Below are 22,365 nucleotides of genomic sequence, written 5' to 3'. Positions count from 1 at the left end.
TTATGACATCAGCGATAATGTGGCTCTTTAATCAAATCATGTTTTATTTGAATGGAGATGATTTAAAATACACTCTGAGTAAGAATCTATCAGGATACATGTATGATGCATATAAATTAGTAGTAGATTTACAGGAACTAGTTGTTATTCCGCTTTCATTGTCTATTTTAGCCATCTTTATTCTTTTGGAATTTCAAAAAATTTCACTTAAGGTTGAGGGAGCTGGAGGAGCACCAATGCTTGGGTTTGAAATGATCATCAAATCATTTATTAAATTTGCGATTTGTTATGTGGTTATTTTAAAAATCCAAGTTTTGTTAGACGGAATCATAGTGATTACTTCTAATTTGACGTATAAAATTTTACAAGTAGGTGACGAAAAAACTGTAGCGAATGTAGCAGCAAGAGTAGAACAGGCGGTAAATGATCTAGATTTCTGGTCACAAATCGCTGTGCTATTAATTATGTTCATTCTATTTTTAGTGTCACTTGTTGTACGGACGTTGATTCAGGTAACAATTTATTTACGATTTATGGAGCTTTATATTTTTAGCGCGATGGCACCAATTCCGATGGGGGCTCTACCAAGCCAAGAATTTTCTGCTATGACCAAAGGCTTCTTTAAAAATTTTGCCGCTACGGGGTTGCAGTCAACCTTTATCGCCCTGGTTTTAGTTACATATCCAATGCTATTCATGAGAATAATGGAAGACGTTGGCACCCATATGTTTGGGATTATTTTAGGATTAACGATCTATATGATTGGAATCTTACTAGCTATCAATAAAACTAAAGGATGGGCCAAAACACTAATATCTGCATCATAAGGAGGGGAGATATGGCAATAGAAGTAAAAGTTCCAAAAGATATCAAAGAATACAAAGAAAAAGTAATAGCAGGAATGAATCTAAAACAATTATTGTGTCTTTGTATTGCTGGCGGGGTAAATGTCGCGATCGCACTGATATTCATTGCATGGTTAAAAATGCCAATCGAAATCATCAGTTGGTTGATGATCATTGCCTCTATTCCAATCGTGTCTTTTGGATGGTTCAAACGAAATGGCTTATCATTTGAAGTTTATGTTAAGCAATTTTTTAAATACCATATTTCGACAGGAACTAGAAAAAAGAAACGAAAAAAGAATGATGGTCAACAAGATATGTCAGAAAGTAAAGAATTAGGCGGACAAGAACGATGATGAAATTAAAGTCAAAAATAAAGAATAATCATAAAAATTTAAAGAAGACTTCTAAAAATATAAAGAAACAACAGAAAAAAAATCCACAAGATGTGGATTTTTTGCGCGATACTTTTTACTTTAAAACAATTTTTCCCAGCGGTGTTTGTCAACTGGATGATAATACGTACTCCATCACAGTCGAATTAGAAGATATCAACTATCAGCTTTCATCAGAAGAGAATCAGATTGAGATTTTCTCGCAATATTGTGATTTCCTTAATTCTTTAAGTAGTAAAACCCAGCTACAGTTAACTGTCTACAAAAAGAAACGACCGTTGAGTGAATTGCAATCAATTCTTTACTACCAAGAAAAGAATGATTTTTTAGACCCTTATCGCGTAGAAATGAATGATGTTATTTCCAGAAAACTGGATGAAGAAAAAAATGGCTATAAGAAACGGATTTTGTTTACCTTCATCCAGCAACATCAAACAGAAAAACTTGCTCATAAAGAGCTGGAAATGGTTGTAGATCGCTTTGCAATGTTTGCGAGTCGATTAGGTAGTGGGATCAACCGTCTTGAGAAAAAACAGATGTTGACAATTTTGTCTGATATCTTATTAACAAAAAGCGATAAGGAAGAACCAGAGATTGAGGATATCCTACCAGAAGTGATTGAACTGAAACAAAACAAAAACTACTTGAAAATGGATGATCATTATGCCAAAACCGTTTATTTGCAAGAATATCCATCGGAACTAGCAGATACCTTTATTTTTGAACTGTTAGAAATCCCTCAAGAGTTGGTGATTACATTACATATTAAGCCACTTGAACAAGATGAAGCATTTGACTTAGTGAAGACCAAATTAGCTTTTATGGAACAACAAAAAGTGGATGAACAGAAAAAAGCCCTACAAAATGGCTACGATTTTGAAATGCTTTCCTATGATTTGACTTATTCGTTAACAGAAGCGAAAAATTTAGTTGATGATTTACAGAACAAGGGTCAAAAGCTTTATTCGATGACTGGAAGTATCCATTTCCATGCCCCAACAGTTGAAAAATTAACAGAAGTACATGACGAGGTATCTTCTATTGGTCGACAATTTGGATTTAAGATCATCGAGTTAGAATTTATGCAAGAGGCTGGGCTGAACGCAACCTTACCTTTAGGAAATAATATATTGCCATTGGATCGAACACTAACGACTGCCAGCACTGCGATATTTGTGCCGTTTACTATTTCAGATCTAATTCAAGAAAATGGGAAATATTATGGCGTAAATGCTATTTCAAAGAATATTTTATCTCTTGACCGGAAATTATTAAAAGCACCCAATGGATTTGTTCTAGGAACTCCTGGTTCTGGTAAAAGTTTCTCGGTGAAGCGTGAGATCGTAAATGTACTATTGCGTGATGCCGAAGATGAAGTCATCATCATTGATCCTGAACGTGAGTATTCCGTTATCGGTAAAAATTTCAATGGTGAGATTATCAAGATCGCTAGTGATTCCGCTACCACGATCAATCCAATGGATATCAACGAAAACTATGGAGATGACAGTGACCCGGTTGTTTTAAAGTCGGAGTTTTTGATTTCATTGTTCGACTTGATTATTGGCGGTGCATTGGGGCTAACCTCTACCCAGAAAACGTTGATCGACCGTGTATGTCGTCGAACGTATGAAACAGTTAGCGATCGGATGCCAACTTTTGTAGATTTCTACCACATCTTACAAGAGCAAGAGGAAGAAGAAGCGCACCAATTGAGGACGGACTTGGAAATTTATATCGAAGGAAGTTTGTCAGTATTCTCCTCTGAAACAAATGTCGATATTACCAAACGGCTCGTTGTCTATGATATCAAAGATTTAGGGAAACAGCTTAAAACAATGGGGATGTTGATCGTGTTGGACCAAGTCTGGAATCGGATCACCACCAACCGGGAAAGAGGCGTTCGGACCTGGTTGTATATCGACGAAATGCAATTACTGTTTACAAATGAGTATTCTGAAAATTATTTCTTTGAATTATGGAGTCGTGCCAGAAAGTGGGGGGCAATTCCAACTGGGATTACACAGAATGTGGAGACACTTTTACTTTCGGACCTTGCACGGCGGATGCTTTCAAATAGTGATTTCGTCATGATGCTCAATCAAGCAAAATCTGACCGTTCACAATTAGTCCGGTTATTTGATATCTCAGAAGAACAAGAAAAATTTGTTGTGAATTCACCAGAAGGTTATGGACTGATGGTATTTGGCGATACAACTTTACCTTTTTATGATCATTTTCCGAAAGATACGCAGTTGTATAAGATGATGTCAACCAAACCTGGTGAAGACTAAAACGAAAATGGAATCAGAAAGGATACGTCACAGTGCCCGATTTGAATGAACCCAATAACGAACAGCAGGAATCACAAAATAGTATTATCAGCACAGGATTAGAAAAAACCAAAGGTCTCATTAAAGACCAAAAAAAAAGTTCAGAACTAACAAAAGCGATCCTTAAAAACAATCAGACAATTAAAGTAACGATAATCGTCCATAAAAATGATAAACTACCAATCATTAAAAAAAAATCTCGTTTAAAAAGAGTCATTAAACAAGGGAAACAAAAGATTAAACTGACTAAGAAACAAATTTCAAAAATAAAACGAGACGTTGAAGAATTTGGTAATAAAACCGTCGTATTAGCTAAAAATAGGTTCCGTAAAGTTTTAGGCCTAAAACGCAAAAATGATCAAAAAAAAGTGCGACAGGAATTACGATCTGATTCAAAAAGTCAGAATAACATCCAGGGAACAAAACAGTCGACAGATCAACCAAAAGTGAATGTGCAAAAGAAACAGCTAAAAAAAGAACAGTTAAAAAAAGTAGCAGAAGAAACAAAAAAAGGCAATTTGGTTGCTCGTTCTTCTAAGGATAGTACCCCTTACAGCTACACTGCTTACAAAGATCAAAAAGGATTTGCACCTCAAGATTCAGTGAAATCCACCAAAAAAAAATGGTACAATATTTTTGGTAAGGGTAAAAACACGAAAGTTGTCTATGTAAATCCTACAAAAGGCGTCGGCAAAAAGGGTGGGTTCTTCAAGAAATTTCTAGGTAAAAAAAAATCAGCGTCAAAATTTTTAGATATGGCTCAAAAGCTGTCACCAAAAGGGCAAGCAAAAGAAGCGGCTATGAAAATGCTTGGTGGGCGAGATGAAAAGGGAGATTTAACGATTATCGGGATCCTCATTACGCTGATTTTTTTAGTGATTACAATCAAGGCGCTATTGATCATCGCGATAGTTATCGTTATACTGGCGATCATTCTCGTGGTAATCTCGGTCGTTTTAGCGATTTGGACTTTTATTGTCGCCTTGTTCACATTGAAAACAGAAGATATGGCGATCGCTGAAGCATTTGAGTATATTTCCTATTTGGATGCCTCTAAAAATAGAGATGTTTATAATCGTTACAATCAATTAGTTGAAGAACATGATGAAGTTTATTTTGAAGTGAATGGAATGGTTGCCGATCCGGAACAATTTTCGTTTGCTTCAAATGGGGATAACTATATCTATTACTTAAATGCCAAATATGAAAATTATAATATTAAAAATAGTGCGCTTCCTAATTATCTGAAACGACTAAAAGACCAAACATCCATGAGTCCTCCATTATATATGTCTTTTTATGCCCAGTTTAAAGATAAGTATTCACCAATGGAGGAAGAGCCAGTTAAGATTGCAAAAGTAGAAGATGAACTTCGCGCAATCCATGATGGCACTTTTACATACAAAGTCGAATATGAAGAAGATAAAGATACAGAAGAAAAAGTTAAAGACAAAGACAAAGACAAAGAAGAAGAAGACAAAGAAGAAAAAGACAAAGACAGCGTCACGCTGAATGTCAAAGTACAAACGATTGCTGAATTTCTTGATTTAGATCCTCAAATCGAACTCTATTCAAACAATAAAGTGATAGGAACGATCTCAGCATTCTCACAAGATGAAATCGATAAATATTATCCTGTGTTAGAAATCGATCGTTTTCAGGATAAGATTTTTATGGATAATCCTTTAGGGAAAGTTTCGTATGCTTCTGTTATTGGTAATTATGGTTATCGCGGTCGGGACGATGCCAATATGAATGATGAAATAATCATTGATGCGAAACCACAAACGCCTGTCTATGCCACATCAAACGAGAAGGTAACAGAGATCAGTACGCGTACGGCTCGAGATCTAAATGGGAAAAAGCAAACGACAACAAGTATCAAAACGGAAACAGGGAAATACCAAGCTTATTATATTAATGTGACGCCGATCATACGTGAAGGAGCTTCTTTAGAAAGCGGAGATTTGATTGGTTACACAAGTGACAAATTTGACGGTAATTTATTGATGATCATGAAAGAAAAACGAATCTTCCTCTACCGCAATCCAGAAATCAATCCGACAATTTTTATTGAAAATTTGGTTTATGGAAATCGTACGAAATTAAGTCAGTATGATCGAGAACAATCGCAAGGTGAGCTTATTTATCCACCTGAAAAAGTGGTTCAATGGCGAGAAAAAGTAGTAACAGAAGCAAAAAAACAGAACATTGAATCATTTACCAATGTCATACTATCCATAATCTGGGTAGAAAGTGGTGGGGATGGTGAAACCGTTCCGGATATTATGGGAATTGCTAAAGCACAAAATTTGAATCAAACGATCAACCCAGAAAAGTCAATTGAATTAGGTGTAGCTTATTTTGCAAATTTAATAAGAAAAGCACAAATGTATCAATTAGGTAACTTAGCAGCGATCCAAGCTTACAATTATGGGGAAGACTATTTGGACGAGTTGATCCGTACAGATAGTAAATATACATTTGAGCATAGCAAAGCTTATGCGCAAGAAAGAAGTAATGGGGAAGTTGTTTCTTATAATAAGGGCGTGGCTTTAGATCTTGGCTATAACTGGCGTTACGCATTTGGTGATATGTTCTATGCACGCTTAATTTCTTACAACCTCTCAAACTCTACTGGAAAGTTGGTAGAGGTAGCAACTAAAGAAATCGGTACGTTAAATGGCAATAAATATTGGGAGTGGGCTGGCTATGAGAGCCGAATGGAATGGTCTGCGATCTTTGTTACTTGGGTAGCAGAACAAGCAGGGTATCTCAGTCAAGGTCGTGTACCGAATACTGTAAGACCGTTAGATATGTTCAATTGGTACAAAAAGAATAATAAATTCAAAGCCACTGATATAGGCTATATCCCGCAACCAGGGGATTTGATTTTCTTTGATTGGAAAGGTAATAAAACGGGGAAAGACCAGGTGGGGATCGTCGAATTTACAGGTGGAAATACGATTCAAGTAATTGAAGGTAATTCAGAAAATATGGTTCGAAGAAGAACCTATACACTCGATCATTCAGCAATCTCTGGATATGGGGTGCCTTAATCTTTCGACTAGCTAGTTAATGATTCATCAGTCAATTCGTGAAAAGTAAAGGTGGTGAGTAATTCCTAAAAATAACGAAAATCTTTATTTTTAGGAAAAAATATGATCAAAAATTTTTTAGAAACCAAAACAGGCAGAAATTTTTTAATAGGGGTAACAGTTTTTTTCGTTGTGGTCTTGGGTTTGACAAGCTATTCATTGTTCTCAAACACAGCCAATCAGGAAGAGACGAACAAAAAAGGTCAGACAGAAGAAACAGCGGAAAGTAAGGAACGACTAGGAGAATACAGTGCCACTACTTATAGTGGTAAATGGTACTCCAATCGAAGTGACGAAATGGTACTAGAATTAAAAACCGACGGGACCTATCGTGCTTCTTCTTGGCTAGCAGCTGGTAAATATTACTTAGTCGATAACGGGTATTTAGTGCTAGAAGACAAAGAAGGAACCATGAAAAAACTCAAATTACAATCACGTATGGGAAGTACAATCTTTTATTTAAAAGAAGATAAAGAAGAAATCTACTTCTATCCAAATGAAGAAGTTAAAGTCAAAATGGAAGAAGAAATCACCGAACAAGCAGAAGCAGCACAACAAGTGATTTCACAAGCTTGGTTAGACGTCTTACAACAAGGCGCATGGGAAAATACGAATACCGATCGAGCATTTACATTAGAATTTAAAGACGGTAAGTTAATCCAGAAAAAAATCGAAGAAGACAAAACGGTCAATGAGCTCACTTATGATTATCGTGTGGTCACCGTCAACCCAGATCAAGACGGTGCAGTATTTGTCATCACGAAAATCGACGATAACGGTAGAAAAGAAGAAGTTTCTTTCTCTATTGGAGAAAAAGGCTCGAAATATGCCCTAAGAGGCGACCCTGGTTCATTTAATTGGATTACGATATACGAGAAAGAATACGAAGCGGTATCTCCCACTCAAGATGGGACCACACGTGAAGAAGCAACGAAAAAGAATGTCTGATTCAGATGAAAAATAAGAAGGAGGTGAAAATATATGATGGAACCGGGAACGGAAAGAGAGCTAGATTATACCGAAAGACTCTTTAAAAAGATGCCAGGATGGGCTGTTACTGCGACACTTTTTATTGGAAGAACGCTAATACGCGTAGGTCGAGCTGGGAAAAAATTATGGAATAAACGGAAAGAGAATCAACAACGAGCTTTTCTTACTCAACTATGTGAAGGAAAAAACGGTAGTGAAATAGAAAAAATAATAAAAGCAGATCCTAAACTAGCTAAATTAATCGAACCGGAAAAGAGAGGTTTGATTGGACGAACGATTGATAAATGGAGAGGGATCACCCCAGAAGATAGGAAGAATAAACTACTCCAACAACCACTTCATAAATTTGATAAGAACCTATTAAAACCACTCATGAATGATCATGAGGTCATTCGCGATAAAGTCCTAAGTGAGAACAGATTCTTGGGTTCGATTGATCCAAATGCAAGAAAAGTTTATCAAGCCACTCTAAAAGATACAACTAATCAGAGAGCTTTCGTTACGCAACTATGTGCAGGGAATCCAGAGGTAGTAAAGGCACTGGAAAAACAAAACTCACCATTACTTAAATTAAACGGTCCGAAAAAAAGAGGCTGGCTTGGGCGAATAATTGATAAAGTGAGAGGTATTACGCCAGAAGCTAGGCAAAGAGAATTGCTCCAACGACCACTAAAAACATTTAATAAGTTAGCATTAGAAGACCTCATAACTAGAGATGATACTAAGGTAATTGAAGATCGAGTCAATAGTCATATCAAATTCAAGAGTTCGATTGATCCAGTTGCAAGAGTAAAGTATAAAACTAATTTAATAGATGCAAAGATACAGGCTCAAAATGCTAAAAAGAGAGTGAACGCACTTGACGTCGGTAATACCATGTCTCGTAAAGGAGAACTAAGTAAGCTTACTGATCTTACGAAACATGCAATACCAAAGGCTGCAAGACTAACTGCAGAAAACCAACGAACAATCGGCGGCAATACACTAACGAAAGGTTTACAGGGACAGCTTTTGCAAGCACCTGTAAGGTAAAAGATTAGCATTCTAAGATAACTTAAAATTAACCCATGAAGTCACAGCTTTTCATTGACTTCATGGGTCTTATTTTTATTTGAAAAATCAATGGATCTCTAAACATAAGACAACAGAATACTGCAAAGTAAGCCCAATGCATAACTACTGTTGAACAAGATCATATTTTTGATGGCATAGCTAAAACTGATGGGGTGAGGCAAGGATTGTTTGAATTGTTGCAAGTTACGATAGATCGTTGGTAATGTGAGAAAAGTCAACAAGATTGGCCACTGGTAGACATGGCTCAATAGTCCAATCAAGACGACCAGATAACAAGCATACATCAATAACTGGAACAACAATTGTCCAATGGGACGCCCAATATAAAAAACTAAAGTATAGCGATGATTTTCGATATCTCTTTCTAAGTCCCGTAGGTTATTAGCTAACATGATATTGGCAATCGTAAAAACCAAGGGGAGTGAAGCTAGGATGATCGTCAGGATACTCCAAATGTTTCCTTCTAAACGGAAGGTTCCTGTCTGAAAAGAAAGAATCAGATCAAATACTTTCGTACTGTAAGTATTGATGTAAATGACCATGGCAAAAATTCCCAACCCCATTGTTACACCGCTGAAAATTTCCCCTAAAGGCATTCGTGATAAGGGAATGGGCCCAAAGGTATAAAAAATGCCAATGAAGCAACAAGTAGCGCCCATCAATAATAATAAAATCCCAGTTCTAGCGGTTAGGATTACACCAATCAGTAAGACAAAGAAAATCATTCCTAGGATCATTTTTTGGATCAGTTTTGGTGAGATGCCAGTTCGTCCAATTACGTTTTCTTGATATTTATAAGTTTTCGAATGGGCTTTTTGGTAGTCCATATAGTTGTTGATTGCGGTAGTTGCTAAATCAAAAACCAACATACCAATAAAAAACAACCCTGTATTAAGCCAATGTATTTCATGAAAAAAAGCGATAGAGAATAAAACCCCTATCGCAAAAGGAAATACACTAGCCACCTTTGTTCGTAGTTCTACTACTTCTAAAAAGATCTTTAGTGTCATAGTTCATACTCCTTATTTCAATTCAGAACGATCGCCCATCGTATATTTAGAATCTTTGTCCAAAACGAAAGTATCTTTGATCGGATCGGTCACGTATACTTTGTTTTCTTTGGTAACAAAAATGGCTTCCGTTCCGTCATTCAGTTCACTTTCGACGTATTCCAATCCTTTTTTCACACCCATTGAGAAGACAGCTGTCGACAAGCCATCACCATCAATTGATTTATCTGTGATGATTGTAACACTAGCAATATCATTATCAAAAGGATAACCAGTATCTGGATCAAATAGATGATGATATTTTTTACCATCTACTTCTAAATAACGCTCATAGATGCCAGAAGTCACTAATGTTTTGTTCCGTTCTTTGATCGTCCCCAAAACAGAACCACGTGCTAGATTCGGATCTTGGATACCAACTGTCCAGTCTTGATCTTCACCACGTGGGCTATGACCTAAAACATAGACATTTCCACCTAAGTCAACGATAGCAGTCGTTACACCTTGCTGTTTTAACACTTTGACAACTTCATCTGTGATATAGCCTTTAGCAATGGCTCCAAGATCGATGATCATGCCTTTTTCTTTCAGATAAACAGTTTTGTCTTTATCGTTCAGCTCAATTTTATGGTAATCAACCAGCTTTAATGCTTGATCGATTTCTTCTTGGGCCGGTTTTCTCGCATCGTCAAACCCAATACGCCATAATTGAGTAATAGCACCGATTGCCATGTCAAAACCACCTTGTGAATCTTGACTATATTCATAAGCACGTTTTAGTAACGTGTAGATATCATCAGAAACCTTTACTGGCTTGATACCCGCTTGTTGGTTCACTGCGTCGATTTCGGAACCCTCCTGATTGATCGTGATTTTATCACCTAGTTCTTTGACCCGAGCAAAGGCCGGTTTTAATGCTGCTTCTTTGCCTTCATCATAGATTCGAATCCGAACATAAGTGCCTAATAAGAACTGTTCATCAGAATAAGGTTCTTGTAAAATTTTGGTGGTCGTTTTGCTCTCAGAGGTCGTTTGTTTCGTCGCTGTGCTGCAAGCTGCTAACGTGAACAAACTTAAAAAGGCTACGAAAGAGAGTAATCGTTTCTTTAACATGTGTTTCCTCATTTCATTAGTGGAAGGGACGGTTGCTGAGAAATCAAAAAGTGTACTTTGAGAAATAAGCCGAAACATCACAAAAATTTTTCAAAGAAAAATTTTGGACATCTCGGCTTGGATCTCAAAGAAACAACTTGTGCAATCGTCTCTTCCACGGATAATTATAGAAAATTTATTTTGTTACGATATTGTCAACTTGAATGGTTTGAGTGTCGCCTTTTTCAGCAGCATTCACTAATTGTTGTGCATACATTACAAATGAATGTGAGCTGTGAGTCGCACCAGTGACAACTTCAACATCTGCAGGTGAACCATCTTCTTCGCCCATCGCTTTGACAAGTTCATCGTTCAATTCAGGGATGTATGTCTCTGGAGAAGTACCACTTTTTGCTTTCATATTTTTGTTGTAGTCTGCATCGTCTTGTTTTGAGTTGCCGTCTTTGTCGACATAGTCAAATTTAGATTCAGATACTTTACCATCAGCGACTGTCATTTCAAATTGGACACGGTAACCATTAGAATAGTTTTTCTCTTCTAATTTGTATGTGCCATCTTGAAGATCTGCACCGTTATTGATTTCAATTGTATCAGTATTACCAGCTTGAGCAGCTTGGATCAATTGTTGTGCATAGTTTTGGAAACTTTCTGAAGAATGAGTTGCACCAGTAACAACTTCAACTCCACTTGCGCTTTGTGCTTCGACTAATTGTTCATTCAATTGTGGAATGAATTTTTCTGGGCTAGTACCAGCTTTTGCTTCCATGTTTTTGTTGTATTCTGTATCTTTGGTTTTAGACTCGCCATTTTCGTTGATGTTGTCATATTTAGATTCAGTGATTTTGCCATCTTTGACAACCATTTCGAAGACTGCACGATAACCGTTAGAGTAATTTTTTTCTTCTAATTTATAAGTACCATCTTGTAACTCGCCGCCAGCAACGATTTGTGCTGAGCTTTCAGTTGTTTTTGTTTCTGATGTCTTAGCAGTTGAAGCTTCTGTTGAGCTGTTAGAGCTTCCGTTATCATCCGCACCACAAGCACCTAACATTAAAGCTGAAAAAGCTAATACAGCAAATCCAGTAATAAAACGTTTTTTCTTCATTTTACTCCCACCGTTTCCTTTTTTAGTACACAATATTCTTTGTGATTCATTATACATTCTAATGAAAATCAGCCATAAGTCAACCGTTTTCGTCAAATAACTAGTGTAATCTTTAAACCGTTTTCTTTCTGTAAATTTCGTGAAAAAGAGCTTAACCACAAATTTTTAAAAATAATGAAAATGAGTTAGACAAAAGGGAATAACATCTATATAATGTATAAAGATTGTGTAATAGGTAGCAAACTAATACAAATGTTAATCATTTCAAATAAAGGATTACCAATAAGGAGCGGATGAACAATGACAAAGCAAAATATTGTCGTTGTGGGTGCAGGTTATGCCGGGGTATCAGCAACAAAATACTTGGCAAAAAAACTTAAAAAAGAAGATGTGACAATCACTTTGATTGATCGTCATTCGTACCACACGATGATGACAGAATTACACGAAGTTGCAGGTGGACGGGTTGAACCAGAAGCAATCCAATATGATCTACAGCACTTGTTTGCTCGACAAAAAAATGTTCAATTAGTGACAGATACGGTCACTGGTATCGATAAAGAACAAAAAGTTGTGAAAACAAAATTAGGCACTTACCCATTCGATCAGTTGATCTTGGGAATGGGGGGAGAACCAAATGACTTTGGGACTCCTGGAGTAAAAGAAAACGGCTTTACCTTATGGTCATTTGAAGATTCAGTTAAAATACGTGAACACATTGAACGTACCGTGGCAAAAGCAGCTTTAGAACCTAACGATGCGTTACGTAAAGCAATGCTGACGTTTGTGGTCTGTGGTTCAGGATTCACCGGAATCGAAATGATTGGTGAATTGATTGATTGGAAAAACCGTTTGGCAAAAGACTACAAATTAGACCCAAGTGAAATTACACTGATGGTTGTAGAAGCAATGCCGACGATTTTAAATATGCTGGATCGTAATGATGCAGCCAAAGCAGAGCGCTATTTAAAGAAACATAAAGTAGAACTACTATTGAATGCACCAATCGTGGAAGTAGCGAAAGACCATATCAAGTTAAAAGATGGTCGTCAGATTCCTACCCACACATTGATCTGGACAGCTGGTGTCAAAGGAACTTCTGATGCTGCTGATTTCGGCTTAGAGTCCGCTCGTGGTCAACGTTTGGTAGCGAATGAATATATGCAGGCAAAAGGATATGAAGATAAAAACATCTATATTATCGGAGACTTGGTTTTCTATGAAGAATTTCCTGGAACACCAACGCCACAAATCGTTCAAGCGGCTGAACAAACAGGTCATACAGCAGCAGCCAATATCGTAGCTGCCATCAAAGGCGGCGAAAAGCATAAGTTTAAAGGAAACTATCAAGGTTTCATGGTATCGATCGGTGCCAAATGGGGCGTTGCCAATTTATTTGATAAGATCCATTTAAGTGGTTTCTTAGCAATTGTGATGAAACACATCGTCAATTTGAAATATTTCTTTGATATTCGTTCTGGCTATTATATGTTCCAATACATGATGCACGAATTCTTCCATATCAAAGACGATCGTAATGTGACACGTGGCCATTCTTCCCGTTATGGAAATGTCTTATGGAGTGTGCCTTTACGAGTGTTCTATGGTCTGGTTTGGTTTATCGAAGCCTTCAAAAAAATTGTTGGTGATGGGCAAGTGTTGAAACCAGGTACTTGGTTTGGTGAAGGTTCATGGTTTACAGGTAACAGCGTGTTCCCTTGGACTTGGGAATACAATGTGACCGATGTAGCAAGTGGGGCTTCCGCTGCTGGCGATGCAACAACAGCAGCTACTGGTGCAGCAACAAGTGGTGCAGGAGAAGCAGCGACACAAGCTACTCACTTTGGTCTAAGTTATGCTTATGGTGAACAGCCTATGGCCGTGATTGAAAAATCACCAGACTGGTTCACAAAAATGATGCAAGTGATCATGCCAAACAATGATGTAGCAATGTTTTTCCAAAAATTCATGGTATTCTTTGAAATTGCTTTAGCACTCGCTTTGATTGCTGGTTTATTTACCTGGTTATGTAGTGCAACGACCATTGTTTTAGTGATTACTTTCTGTCTATCTGGAATGTTCTACTGGGTAAACATCTGGTTTATCTTTGTTGCTTTTGCATTGATGAACGGTTCAGGTCGTGCAATTGGTCTTGATCGCTGGGTGATTCCATGGTTACAAAAAACACTAGGCAATTGGTGGTATGGGAGACCTAAATCCCGATATGGATCAAAATAAAAAATTAGCCTAGAGCTTAAACTGAACAATTTGAGAATAATGGCTGATTGAAGAAAGTTCTAGGGAAACCTAGGACTTTCTTTTGTTTCATGCTAAAATTGGAGAACAGTTCAGCAAGAGGAGGCGTGCGAAAAGATGAAAGAATTTATCAAGAAAAGTTTGCTTAAACCTTGGGATATTTTCATTATCGTTCTTTTGATTGCTCTTTCTTTTTTACCCATCATCGTATTTAGTTATCAACAAGACAATGTAGCTCCTGATAAAGAAGCTGTACTCCGCGTTGATGGTGATGAAATCAAAACCTTCCCATTAGTAGCTGGGAGTAAAAAATATACGTATACTTATGAAGATCCACATGGTGATTATAATTTAATCGAAGTTGATGGCGACAAGATACGCATAAAAGAAGCAGATTGTGGCGATCAGATTTGTGTGAGACGAGGGTGGGCTTCTAAGAATGGCGAAACGATTGTTTGCTTGCCTCATAAATTAGTGATCGAGGTTCGGTCAACAGATGGGAGTGACAAAGATGGCCTGATCTATTAGGCTATCCACACCATGACAAAATTACAAAAAATGATTTATATATCTTTACTAGTGGCGCAAGGAGTCATCATTGGATTAATTGAGAACATGATCCCATATCCTTTTTCATTTGCTCCTGGAGCAAAGTTAGGACTTGCTAATTTGATTACCATTGTAGCGATTTTTACGATGAAAAAACGGGATAGTTTTTTATTGTTATGGCTTCGCCTATTTTTAACAACTTTGTTAGGTGGGACGATCTCTACCTTTCTTTATAGTATGAGCGGCGCGTTACTCAGCTATGTAGGAATGCTGTTAGTGAAACAGTTAGGTCCTAAGCGAGTCAGTATTATTGGAATCAGTGCAACAGGTGGCTTTATGCATAATGTCGGACAACTAGTGATGGCTTCGTTCATTGCTCAATCATGGACAGTCATGTTATATCTGCCGATTCTATCTTTCTTAGGTATTCTGTCTGGAATTGCGATCGGGATTGCAGCCAATTATTTGTTGCAACATGTACGTACATTACAACTTTTTCAAAGAGACTATGAGAAAGAACAAAAAGAGAAATGGCAACCGCTTTTTTTGAAAAAATAATGGTTATACAAGGAGTTTTTTTATGAAGCTACATCCAATGTGGAGTGAGTATCCAACTTTGAAAAACGAATTAAACGAGACGTTGAAAAAGATGGAAGATGTTGTCCGCTTAAAGAACAAGCCAGTCGAACAAGCAATCAAAGAGACGATTCATGCGGGAGGTAAACTGCTAAGACCTGCCTATCAATTGCTCTTTTCTCAATTTGGTCCAGAACAAGATCGTGAAAAGGCAATTGCGCTAGCTGCTTCGATCGAAATGCTTCATACCGCTACATTGATCCATGATGATATCGTTGATGAGGCAGATGTTCGACGTGGTCAGCCTAATTTACGTGGTCGATTTGGGAATACGGTAGCCGTTTATGCAGGAGACTATTTATTTGTTTGCTGTTTCAAATTACTTTCAAATTATTCTAATTCGCTAAAGAGCTTACAATCTAATTCTCGGAGTATGGAAAAAGTATTAGATGGTGAGCTTGGACAAATGGACGACCGTTACAATTATCATTTAACTGTGCCGGAGTATTTGGAAAACATTTCAGGGAAAACGGCCGAACTCTTTCAATTAAGTTGTTCAGTCGGAGCTTATGAAAGTGGAATGAATGAACGGTTTGCTCGAAAAGCAGGTTCAATCGGTTTAGCTGTCGGGATGGCGTTTCAGATCATTGACGATATCTTGGATTACACGAAAGATGCGGTCGATATCGGTAAACCAGTATTAGAAGATATGCGTCAAGGCGTGTATTCTCTACCATTGATTTACGCATTACAAACAGATAAAAAAGCAGAATTGATTGCATACTTGGATAAAAAAACTGAGTTGACACAAGAGGAAGTAGAAAGTGTTCGTCAGATTGTCAGAGAAGTCAATGGTGTGACAAAAGCCAAAAAATTAGCGGAAGATTACACAAAAAAAGCCTTAAAGGAAATTAGTAAGCTCCCTGATACAGCCTTTGATACACGTGAGATTCTTTTGTCAGTTACTGAGTTGATTTTAGATAGGGAAAATTAAAGAAAAATATCGGAAATCAGCCGCTACAATGGCATATTCTATTTCAAGAATCAAGAAGTAAAAAGAGTAGGCATGTGATGGTTGAACTTGAGAACCTTATTGTTGAGGAGTTGCTTCTTGAACGCCGTTTATTCGTTTTTAGATATACCAGAAGAGATTGAGGAAAGTTTTGGCTCAGTCTCTTTTTTATTTTAGAAAAATATTGGATCTAGTTCAATCACTTTACTTCTTTATTTGGAAGATCGGTCTAAAGTTTATTCTTTAATTTTACCAATTTTTTTTATTTTTAGAAAAAATAGTTGTCAAAGAGTATTGAGAAGAAAGTATGCTAATAATAGATGCCAGTGAAATCAGAGGACTTTGCTGTTGCAGTCTGAAATTTACTTAACTTTAGGCATGTACTTATAAGTGAGACTTTGTATACACAGAAAGTCGCTATCTGTATAAAAGGAGGGATCAGACTATAGGTTACAATCTTTAACTGACTATTCGTAGTTTTGGGGGAAACGACGAATAGAATTTTAAATAACATTCAGCCGGTTTTCTATTTGGGAAATCGGTTTTTTTATAACTGGATGACAAATCCAAAAGATAAGAGTGAAAAAAAGAAATTTTAACGTGTATTATTCATTAAAACAACTATTTTGCGAAACAATCTTTCCTAATTTTGAAAATAATTGTTCTGGACCAAGACTAAAAATATGTTATATTCACTAGTGAAGAAATACAATTAGAAAGGAAGATGTTGAGTGAAAAAACGATTAACAACGGATTTAACCAGAGTAGATGTAAATAAGATTTTAACCCGAATGATCAGTAAAAAAAATCATTTCTCATTTGAAGATATTGAAAAAGAATGTCAAAAACCGTTAACCACGGCGGATAAATTTCTAATTAGGACACTTGTTGTCAAAAAATTTAAGCTGAATGTAGAATATCTTTCATCTAATCAGTTAAAATTTTATCGTGTAAACAAAGAAGCGTGTTTGTAAGTCCTTTTTGTACATAATAAAATTAAAAATGTTGCAATACCATACAAAATAACACAGACCTTAAAGAATAAGGTAAGATAGAACCAGAAAGAGAAAAGGAGGAGAGCTGGGAAAGAAAAAGTGTTGTTGTGTATGGATCAAGAAGTAGCATGTTTGATTGAACAAGATTTTGGGGAAATCCGTTTAATGAAACATTATATATTGGGGAAGCGACAAATAGTAAGTAGAAGTCATACTTATATGACAGAATAGCATCAGAAAAACAAACCTTTTATAGGTGGAAGTTTGTCTGTGGCTTTTGATTGAAACATTCGATACATCAGATCAATGATATTGCAGTTGTATAAAAAAGCACATAGAGGTTTAAAAATTGTGTAGCATTTTTGTTATGAACAGCAATAGCACATAGAATAACAACTTCATTTTACAACTCGCTAAATGAAGGGGCTATGAAGTATTCTGCGAGATCACATAAAAAAGGAACCACCATTGATGAAGAAAGGGATGGGCATTTTTGCCCATCCCTTTCTTTTTGACTTACTCAATGGAGGTTAAACTAATTTCGCCAGAAAAAAGAGTGAGGGCTTGATCCCCTACTTGCACGATCAACTCTCCATGTTCTCCGATTTCTTTAGCAATCCCAGTATAATGCTGCCCTTTTTGGGTAAATTGTACTTTTTTTCCAAGAACGAAAGACTTTTCACGATAAAGTGTTAAGTATTCGTCTGTGGGTTCTGAAAGATAGTGAAAGAAATTTTTCCAAATTTGACTAATCAATTGATTCCGTGTGATGGATTTCTGACCATCAGGGAAAAGAGACGTTGCTTTCTGTTGAATGGCTTCAGGAAACTGTTTTTGCGGGATGGAAAAATTTAGACCAATGCCAATAATGATCGAACTGATCCCGCCAGTTTCCATGTCACTGATTGCTTCAGATAAAATCCCGCTAATTTTTTTTCCATTTAAATAAAGATCATTGACCCATTTGATCGAAGGATCTTTTTTAGTCAATTCTTGAATGGCTTTCACGCATGCACTTGCTGCAATAACTGTATATTGGGGCAATTCATCAAATCGTTGATTGGGATGGATCAATAAGCTCATATAGATGCCTTGTCCAGGGGCTGCAAAAAAAGGACGTCCAAATCGGCCGTGTGCCTGTTCTTGGGTATCGGCGATAAAAAGAGCGGGTCCGATTTCTTTGGTTGCCGCAAGCTTAGCATCTTTCATCGTAGATTCTGATCGTTCTTGTACCGACACCATCAAATCTGGTATCCAAGGTTCTAATGCTTGGCGAATTTCTTGGGCATCTAACACATCAGAAGGAAGATAACGGTATCCCTTAGCTTGATGCTCAAAATGATAACCTGTTTTTTCTAATTCTTTGATTGCTTTCCAAATACTGGTACGTGACACTTGTAATTGCTGGGCCATTTTTTCACCTGATAAAAAATCAGGAGATTCTTTTAATAGTTGGAGTACTTTATCTTTTGTCGTCATCCATTGCAACTCCTTTCATGTAGTATTGTATCAATAAGAAAGCAGAAAACAAATGAGAAATTTGTCAGTTGTTATGGAAGTGACAACAGATGATTGCTAACTTAAAAGTACTTGGTCGTCTTTCAATGCAGCGCCACTATTTTGTTTGAACATTTCTAGTAGCTGAGGGACAGTCAAATGTTGTTTTTCTGCCTGTTGGATATCCACGACGATTTGCCCTTGGTGTAGCATGATCAATCGATTTCCGTAGCGGATGGCATCTTCCATATCATGGGTGACCATGAAAGCCGTCAAGTGCTGTTCGTTAATTAATTTGTCCGTGAGTTCCATCACTGTTTTTGAAGTTGCCGGGTCGAGGGCTGCAGTATGTTCGTCTAATAAAATCAATTCAGGACGTTGTAAAGTAGCCATTAATAAAGTGATCGCTTGACGCTGTCCTCCAGAAAGCAAGCCGATTTCAGTGGTCAAACGATTTTCTAACCCAAGATTCAAGCGTGCGAGATGTTCCTTGAAGAAGGAACGATCTTGCGGCTTGACTCCTCGGAAAAAGCCACGTTTTTTACCACGTTTCATTGCTAGTGCTAAATTTTCTTCAACCGTCAATCGGACAGCAGTGCCTAATTTAGGGTCTTGAAAGACACGACTGATTTCTTTGGAGCGAGCAACCACTGACTTTTTGGTGATATCTTTGCCATTCAATAAAATCTTCCCTTGATCCACTGGAAAAGAACCAGCAATACTGTTCAATAGTGTCGATTTACCTGCACCATTTCCGCCAATAATTGTTACGAAATCGCCTTGTTTCAACGAGAGATTGACTCCTTTTAGCACATGGTTTTCATTGATGGTTCCTTTTTCAAACGTATGGTGGATAGATTGAAGTGTTAAAACATCAGTCATTGATAGATCCTCCTTTTGCTTTCGTACGCTTAGGTAACTTTAATTTTTGTTGGATTTGTGGAAAAGATAAACAGATAACCAGAACAAGTGCAGAAGCTAATTTTGAATCGCTTGGTTGAACGTTCAACTCAAAAACTAACGCTAAGATAAAACGATAGATCACGGCGCCTAAAATAATTGTCAATAATCGAAGAAGCAATGGTTGGTTTCGAAAGAGGACTTCAGCGATGATGATCGAAGCCAAGCCAATCACGATCGTACCGATCCCAGAGTTTAAATCAGCAAAGCCATTGTTTTGTGCAAGCAACGAACCAGATAGAGCAATACAGCCATTTGAGATCATATACCCAATGATTTTCATCGTATCGGTGTTGATGCCATTTGCTTCACTCATTGCTAAATTATCGCCAGTCGCTCGAATCGCCAACCCCGTTTCTGTCCGTAAAAATAAAACAAGCAACGTGACAACGATCAATGCGACAAGTAAGCCAGCAATCAATACAGCATTTTCTTTTGAAACACCGAGTGATTCTGCCCATGTAAAGACGGTTTTTTGTCCTAATAATGAAAGATTAGGTGCGCCCATGATCCGTGAGGTAACGGAATATAAGCCAGTCATCGTGATGATTCCAGCTAGAAGTGCCGGAATTTTAAGTTTGGTATGGAGCAGTCCTGAAACTAAGCCAGCTGCTGCGCCTCCTAAAAATCCTAAGAGGCAAGCAACGATTGGGGAAAGTCCATTAGTGATACTGACGGCAGCAATCCCAGCACCTAAAGGGAAACTGCCTTCAGCTGTTAAATCAGCGATATCCAGGATACGAAAAGTCAGGAAGACACCGATTGCCAGCAGTGCCCAAAGCACGCCTTGTGAAGCAGAAGATAAAAAGATACTTATTAAATTAGTCATGATTGTCCTCCTGTAAAATTATTCAGTCTCTTTGATTGTTGTTGGATCGATCCCAAGGGCTTTTGCCATGTCTTTATTGACATATAAGGAAAGATCATCTGCTGATTCAACCGGTAATTCACTCGGTTTTTTGCCAGCTAAGATCTTGGCAGCCATTTCACCTGTTTGTCGCCCTAATTCTTCATAATCAATCCCAACAGTCGCTAAGCCACCTTCTTTGACTTGATCCACGGAACCAGCAACGATCGGTGTTTTTGTTTCTTTGGCTACTTCACCGATAACGCTAGCAGCACTGGCGAATGTATTATCCGTTGGGATATAGATACCGTCGACATCTTTGGCTAAACTTTTTGTCACTTGTTGAACATCATTGGTGGAGTTTGCCGTCAATACTTTGACTTTCACTCCGGCTTTTTTCAATGTTTTCTCGGCTAAGTCTCCTTGGATTTTGGAATTTGCTTCCCCGTTGTTGTACATGATCCCGATCGTTTTTGCTTTTGGCACGATCTGTAATAATAGCTCAATTTGTTTTTCGATCGGTACCATATCCGTTGTACCAGTCACATTTCCACCAGGTTTGTCATTAGAAGAAACTAAGTGTGCTTTTTCTAAGTCGGTAACTGCTGTCACTGTAATAGGAATCGTGGTTGTTTCATTAAGGAGCGATTGCGCAGCTGGAGTTGCAATCCCTAATAATAAGTCGGGTTGGTCTTTCACTAATTTTTCACTCATGCTTTTTAGATTGTCTTGATTGTTTTGCGCATTTTGATAGTTGATTGTTAAATTGTCGCCTTCTTTATAGCCATTTTCTGCTAGCCCTTCTTTGAACCCTTTATATGTAGCATCTAATGAATTGTGTTGAACCAGTTGTAAAACACCGATTGTTTTCGAGTCATCCGATTTTGCTGAGGAACTATTTGCAGTTCCACATCCACCAAGTACTAGTAATAATGTTGCGCCTAATCCGATCAATAAATTTTTTTTCATTTCTTTTTCCTCCTTCAATTTTGAAAACAAAAAATCCATTTAGACAAAACGTCTAAATGGATTGAGTATCGAAAGAGTATGTAAGTAAGAAATCGTGATTACTTTGTACTTTTCGCTTAGCCACTTAACGTAATGTCTACGTGGCTTTTGCGTAATACAAAGTTCTTTAGCCATCATAGATACAAACCAGTTGTTTGGTGTTTGTATCCATAATTCATGAATACAAACCTATCTAAAGTAGCTAAAGTAAAAGTTATTCAATTGTGTCGGGATAAGTTGTATATTCGGTTTTTGCATAAATAAATCCTCCACAAATAATAAATTTTCCTAAGTATAGCGGAGATGTAAGGGGATTGTCAAGACGAACATTCAGAAAATTCTCAAAATCCGTGAATGTTTATTCGATATATTATAGTAAGAAAAGTTTAAGAAAAAATGATGAAAAGGGGAGGGAAACGCCAGGAAGTGTTGACTTTTATGAAAAAAGAGTGTAATATATGAAGTTGCAAAAACTATCTGATGAAGTAAAGGCAGAAACGAAATATTGTCCGTTTCGGCTTTATAATAAGGAAACAAAAATAGAAGCGCATGAAGAAATGGTTTCAAAAGAATGCTCTATTTTTGGTTTTTTTTTGCCTAAAAGCCGCAAAAAATGTCTATTGTTATCTAAATATAATATTTTTAATATTATTGTAACAATTGATCGGGTAGTCTTTTTGAATGACATTTTAGAGGGGTGAA

19 protein-coding genes are annotated in these 22,365 nt (G+C 37.2%); 12 read left to right on the top strand and 7 right to left on the bottom strand.

Going from position 1 to position 22,365, the window contains the following annotated elements:
- The first annotated feature begins 2 nt into the window (after positions 1–2).
- The 6 genes from IGJ23_RS13080 (at position 3) to IGJ23_RS13055 (ending at position 8,693) form a co-directional block, all read left to right on the top strand.
- Positions 3–827 (top strand): hypothetical protein, encoded by an 825-nt coding sequence (locus IGJ23_RS13080; protein ID WP_010737215.1) that lies wholly within the window; start codon positions 3–5, stop codon positions 825–827.
- 11 nt (positions 828–838) lie between these two features.
- Positions 839–1,201 (top strand): PrgI family protein, encoded by a 363-nt coding sequence (locus IGJ23_RS13075; protein ID WP_010737216.1) that lies wholly within the window; start codon positions 839–841, stop codon positions 1,199–1,201.
- Entirely contained in the window at positions 1,198–3,534 is a 2,337-nt protein-coding gene (locus IGJ23_RS13070) for a VirB4-like conjugal transfer ATPase, CD1110 family (protein ID WP_053765982.1), read from the top strand. The genes IGJ23_RS13075 and IGJ23_RS13070 overlap by 4 nt, the downstream gene beginning before the upstream one ends.
- A 32-nt stretch (positions 3,535–3,566) precedes the next feature.
- Entirely contained in the window at positions 3,567–6,632 is a 3,066-nt protein-coding gene (locus IGJ23_RS13065; RefSeq protein WP_251849743.1) for a lysozyme family protein, read from the top strand.
- Positions 6,633–6,734: 102 nt separating this feature from the next.
- Complete coding sequence (locus IGJ23_RS13060; protein WP_207433498.1) at positions 6,735–7,619, top strand: hypothetical protein; 885 nt, start codon at positions 6,735–6,737, stop codon at positions 7,617–7,619.
- Positions 7,620–7,652: 33 nt separating this feature from the next.
- On the top strand, positions 7,653–8,693 hold the full coding sequence (locus IGJ23_RS13055; protein ID WP_242694129.1) for a hypothetical protein: 1,041 nt from the start codon (positions 7,653–7,655) through the stop codon (positions 8,691–8,693).
- A gap of 98 nt (positions 8,694–8,791) precedes the next feature.
- Here IGJ23_RS13055 and menA read toward each other — a convergent pair whose 3' ends face one another.
- From menA to pplA, 3 genes are all read right to left on the bottom strand, one after another.
- Positions 8,792–9,745: a 1,4-dihydroxy-2-naphthoate polyprenyltransferase gene (gene menA / locus IGJ23_RS13050; protein ID WP_010737221.1), complete on the bottom strand. Its 954-nt coding sequence runs from the start codon at positions 9,743–9,745 to the stop codon at positions 8,792–8,794.
- A gap of 12 nt (positions 9,746–9,757) precedes the next feature.
- Entirely contained in the window at positions 9,758–10,858 is a 1,101-nt protein-coding gene (locus tag IGJ23_RS13045) for an FAD:protein FMN transferase (RefSeq protein WP_010720696.1), read from the bottom strand.
- Between the two features lie 175 nt (positions 10,859–11,033).
- Positions 11,034–11,963 carry an extracellular electron transfer flavoprotein PplA gene (gene pplA, locus IGJ23_RS13040; protein WP_010720695.1) on the bottom strand — a complete coding sequence of 310 codons (930 nt, stop codon included), beginning with the start codon at positions 11,961–11,963 and terminating at the stop codon, positions 11,034–11,036.
- Between the two features lie 300 nt (positions 11,964–12,263).
- Between pplA and IGJ23_RS13035 the strand changes: the two genes are divergently transcribed.
- From IGJ23_RS13035 to IGJ23_RS13015, 5 genes are all read left to right on the top strand, one after another.
- Positions 12,264–14,201: an NAD(P)/FAD-dependent oxidoreductase gene (locus IGJ23_RS13035; RefSeq protein ID WP_053765979.1), complete on the top strand. Its 1,938-nt coding sequence runs from the start codon at positions 12,264–12,266 to the stop codon at positions 14,199–14,201.
- 135 nt (positions 14,202–14,336) lie between these two features.
- Positions 14,337–14,747, top strand: coding sequence for a NusG domain II-containing protein (locus IGJ23_RS13030; protein WP_010737224.1), 411 nt, complete (start codon positions 14,337–14,339; stop codon positions 14,745–14,747).
- A 12-nt stretch (positions 14,748–14,759) separates the two neighbouring features.
- A complete protein-coding gene (locus IGJ23_RS13025; protein ID WP_010720692.1) occupies positions 14,760–15,326 on the top strand; it encodes a Gx transporter family protein in 567 nt (188 codons plus the stop codon).
- Between the two features lie 22 nt (positions 15,327–15,348).
- Entirely contained in the window at positions 15,349–16,338 is a 990-nt protein-coding gene (locus IGJ23_RS13020) for a polyprenyl synthetase family protein (RefSeq protein ID WP_207414274.1), read from the top strand.
- A gap of 749 nt (positions 16,339–17,087) precedes the next feature.
- Positions 17,088–17,330, top strand: a complete 243-nt coding sequence (locus IGJ23_RS13015; RefSeq protein ID WP_010737226.1) for a hypothetical protein — start codon at positions 17,088–17,090, stop codon at positions 17,328–17,330.
- A gap of 537 nt (positions 17,331–17,867) precedes the next feature.
- Here IGJ23_RS13015 and birA read toward each other — a convergent pair.
- The 4 genes from birA to IGJ23_RS12995 all read right to left on the bottom strand — a co-directional run bounded on the left by birA (position 17,868) and on the right by IGJ23_RS12995 (position 21,624).
- Positions 17,868–18,830 (bottom strand): bifunctional biotin--[acetyl-CoA-carboxylase] ligase/biotin operon repressor BirA, encoded by a 963-nt coding sequence (birA, locus tag IGJ23_RS13010; protein WP_207433496.1) that lies wholly within the window; start codon positions 18,828–18,830, stop codon positions 17,868–17,870.
- Between the two features lie 96 nt (positions 18,831–18,926).
- Positions 18,927–19,730: an ABC transporter ATP-binding protein gene (locus tag IGJ23_RS13005; RefSeq protein ID WP_094940706.1), complete on the bottom strand. Its 804-nt coding sequence runs from the start codon at positions 19,728–19,730 to the stop codon at positions 18,927–18,929.
- On the bottom strand, positions 19,723–20,637 hold the full coding sequence (locus IGJ23_RS13000; RefSeq protein ID WP_010720687.1) for an ABC transporter permease: 915 nt from the start codon (positions 20,635–20,637) through the stop codon (positions 19,723–19,725). The genes IGJ23_RS13005 and IGJ23_RS13000 overlap by 8 nt, the downstream gene beginning before the upstream one ends.
- A gap of 18 nt (positions 20,638–20,655) precedes the next feature.
- Positions 20,656–21,624 carry an ABC transporter substrate-binding protein gene (locus tag IGJ23_RS12995; RefSeq protein ID WP_207433494.1) on the bottom strand — a complete coding sequence of 323 codons (969 nt, stop codon included), beginning with the start codon at positions 21,622–21,624 and terminating at the stop codon, positions 20,656–20,658.
- Between the two features lie 497 nt (positions 21,625–22,121).
- Here IGJ23_RS12995 and IGJ23_RS12990 point away from each other — a divergent pair, with 497 nt between their 5' ends.
- A complete protein-coding gene (locus IGJ23_RS12990; protein WP_010720685.1) occupies positions 22,122–22,364 on the top strand; it encodes a hypothetical protein in 243 nt (80 codons plus the stop codon).
- Position 22,365: the final 1 nt, after the last annotated feature.

The organism is Enterococcus sp. DIV1682a (assembly GCF_051711005.1).
Classification (GTDB): domain Bacteria; phylum Bacillota; class Bacilli; order Lactobacillales; family Enterococcaceae; genus Enterococcus_B; species Enterococcus_B hirae.
The sequence above is the reverse complement of the archived record's forward strand: the minus strand, read 5'-3'. Positions and strand labels throughout refer to the sequence as shown.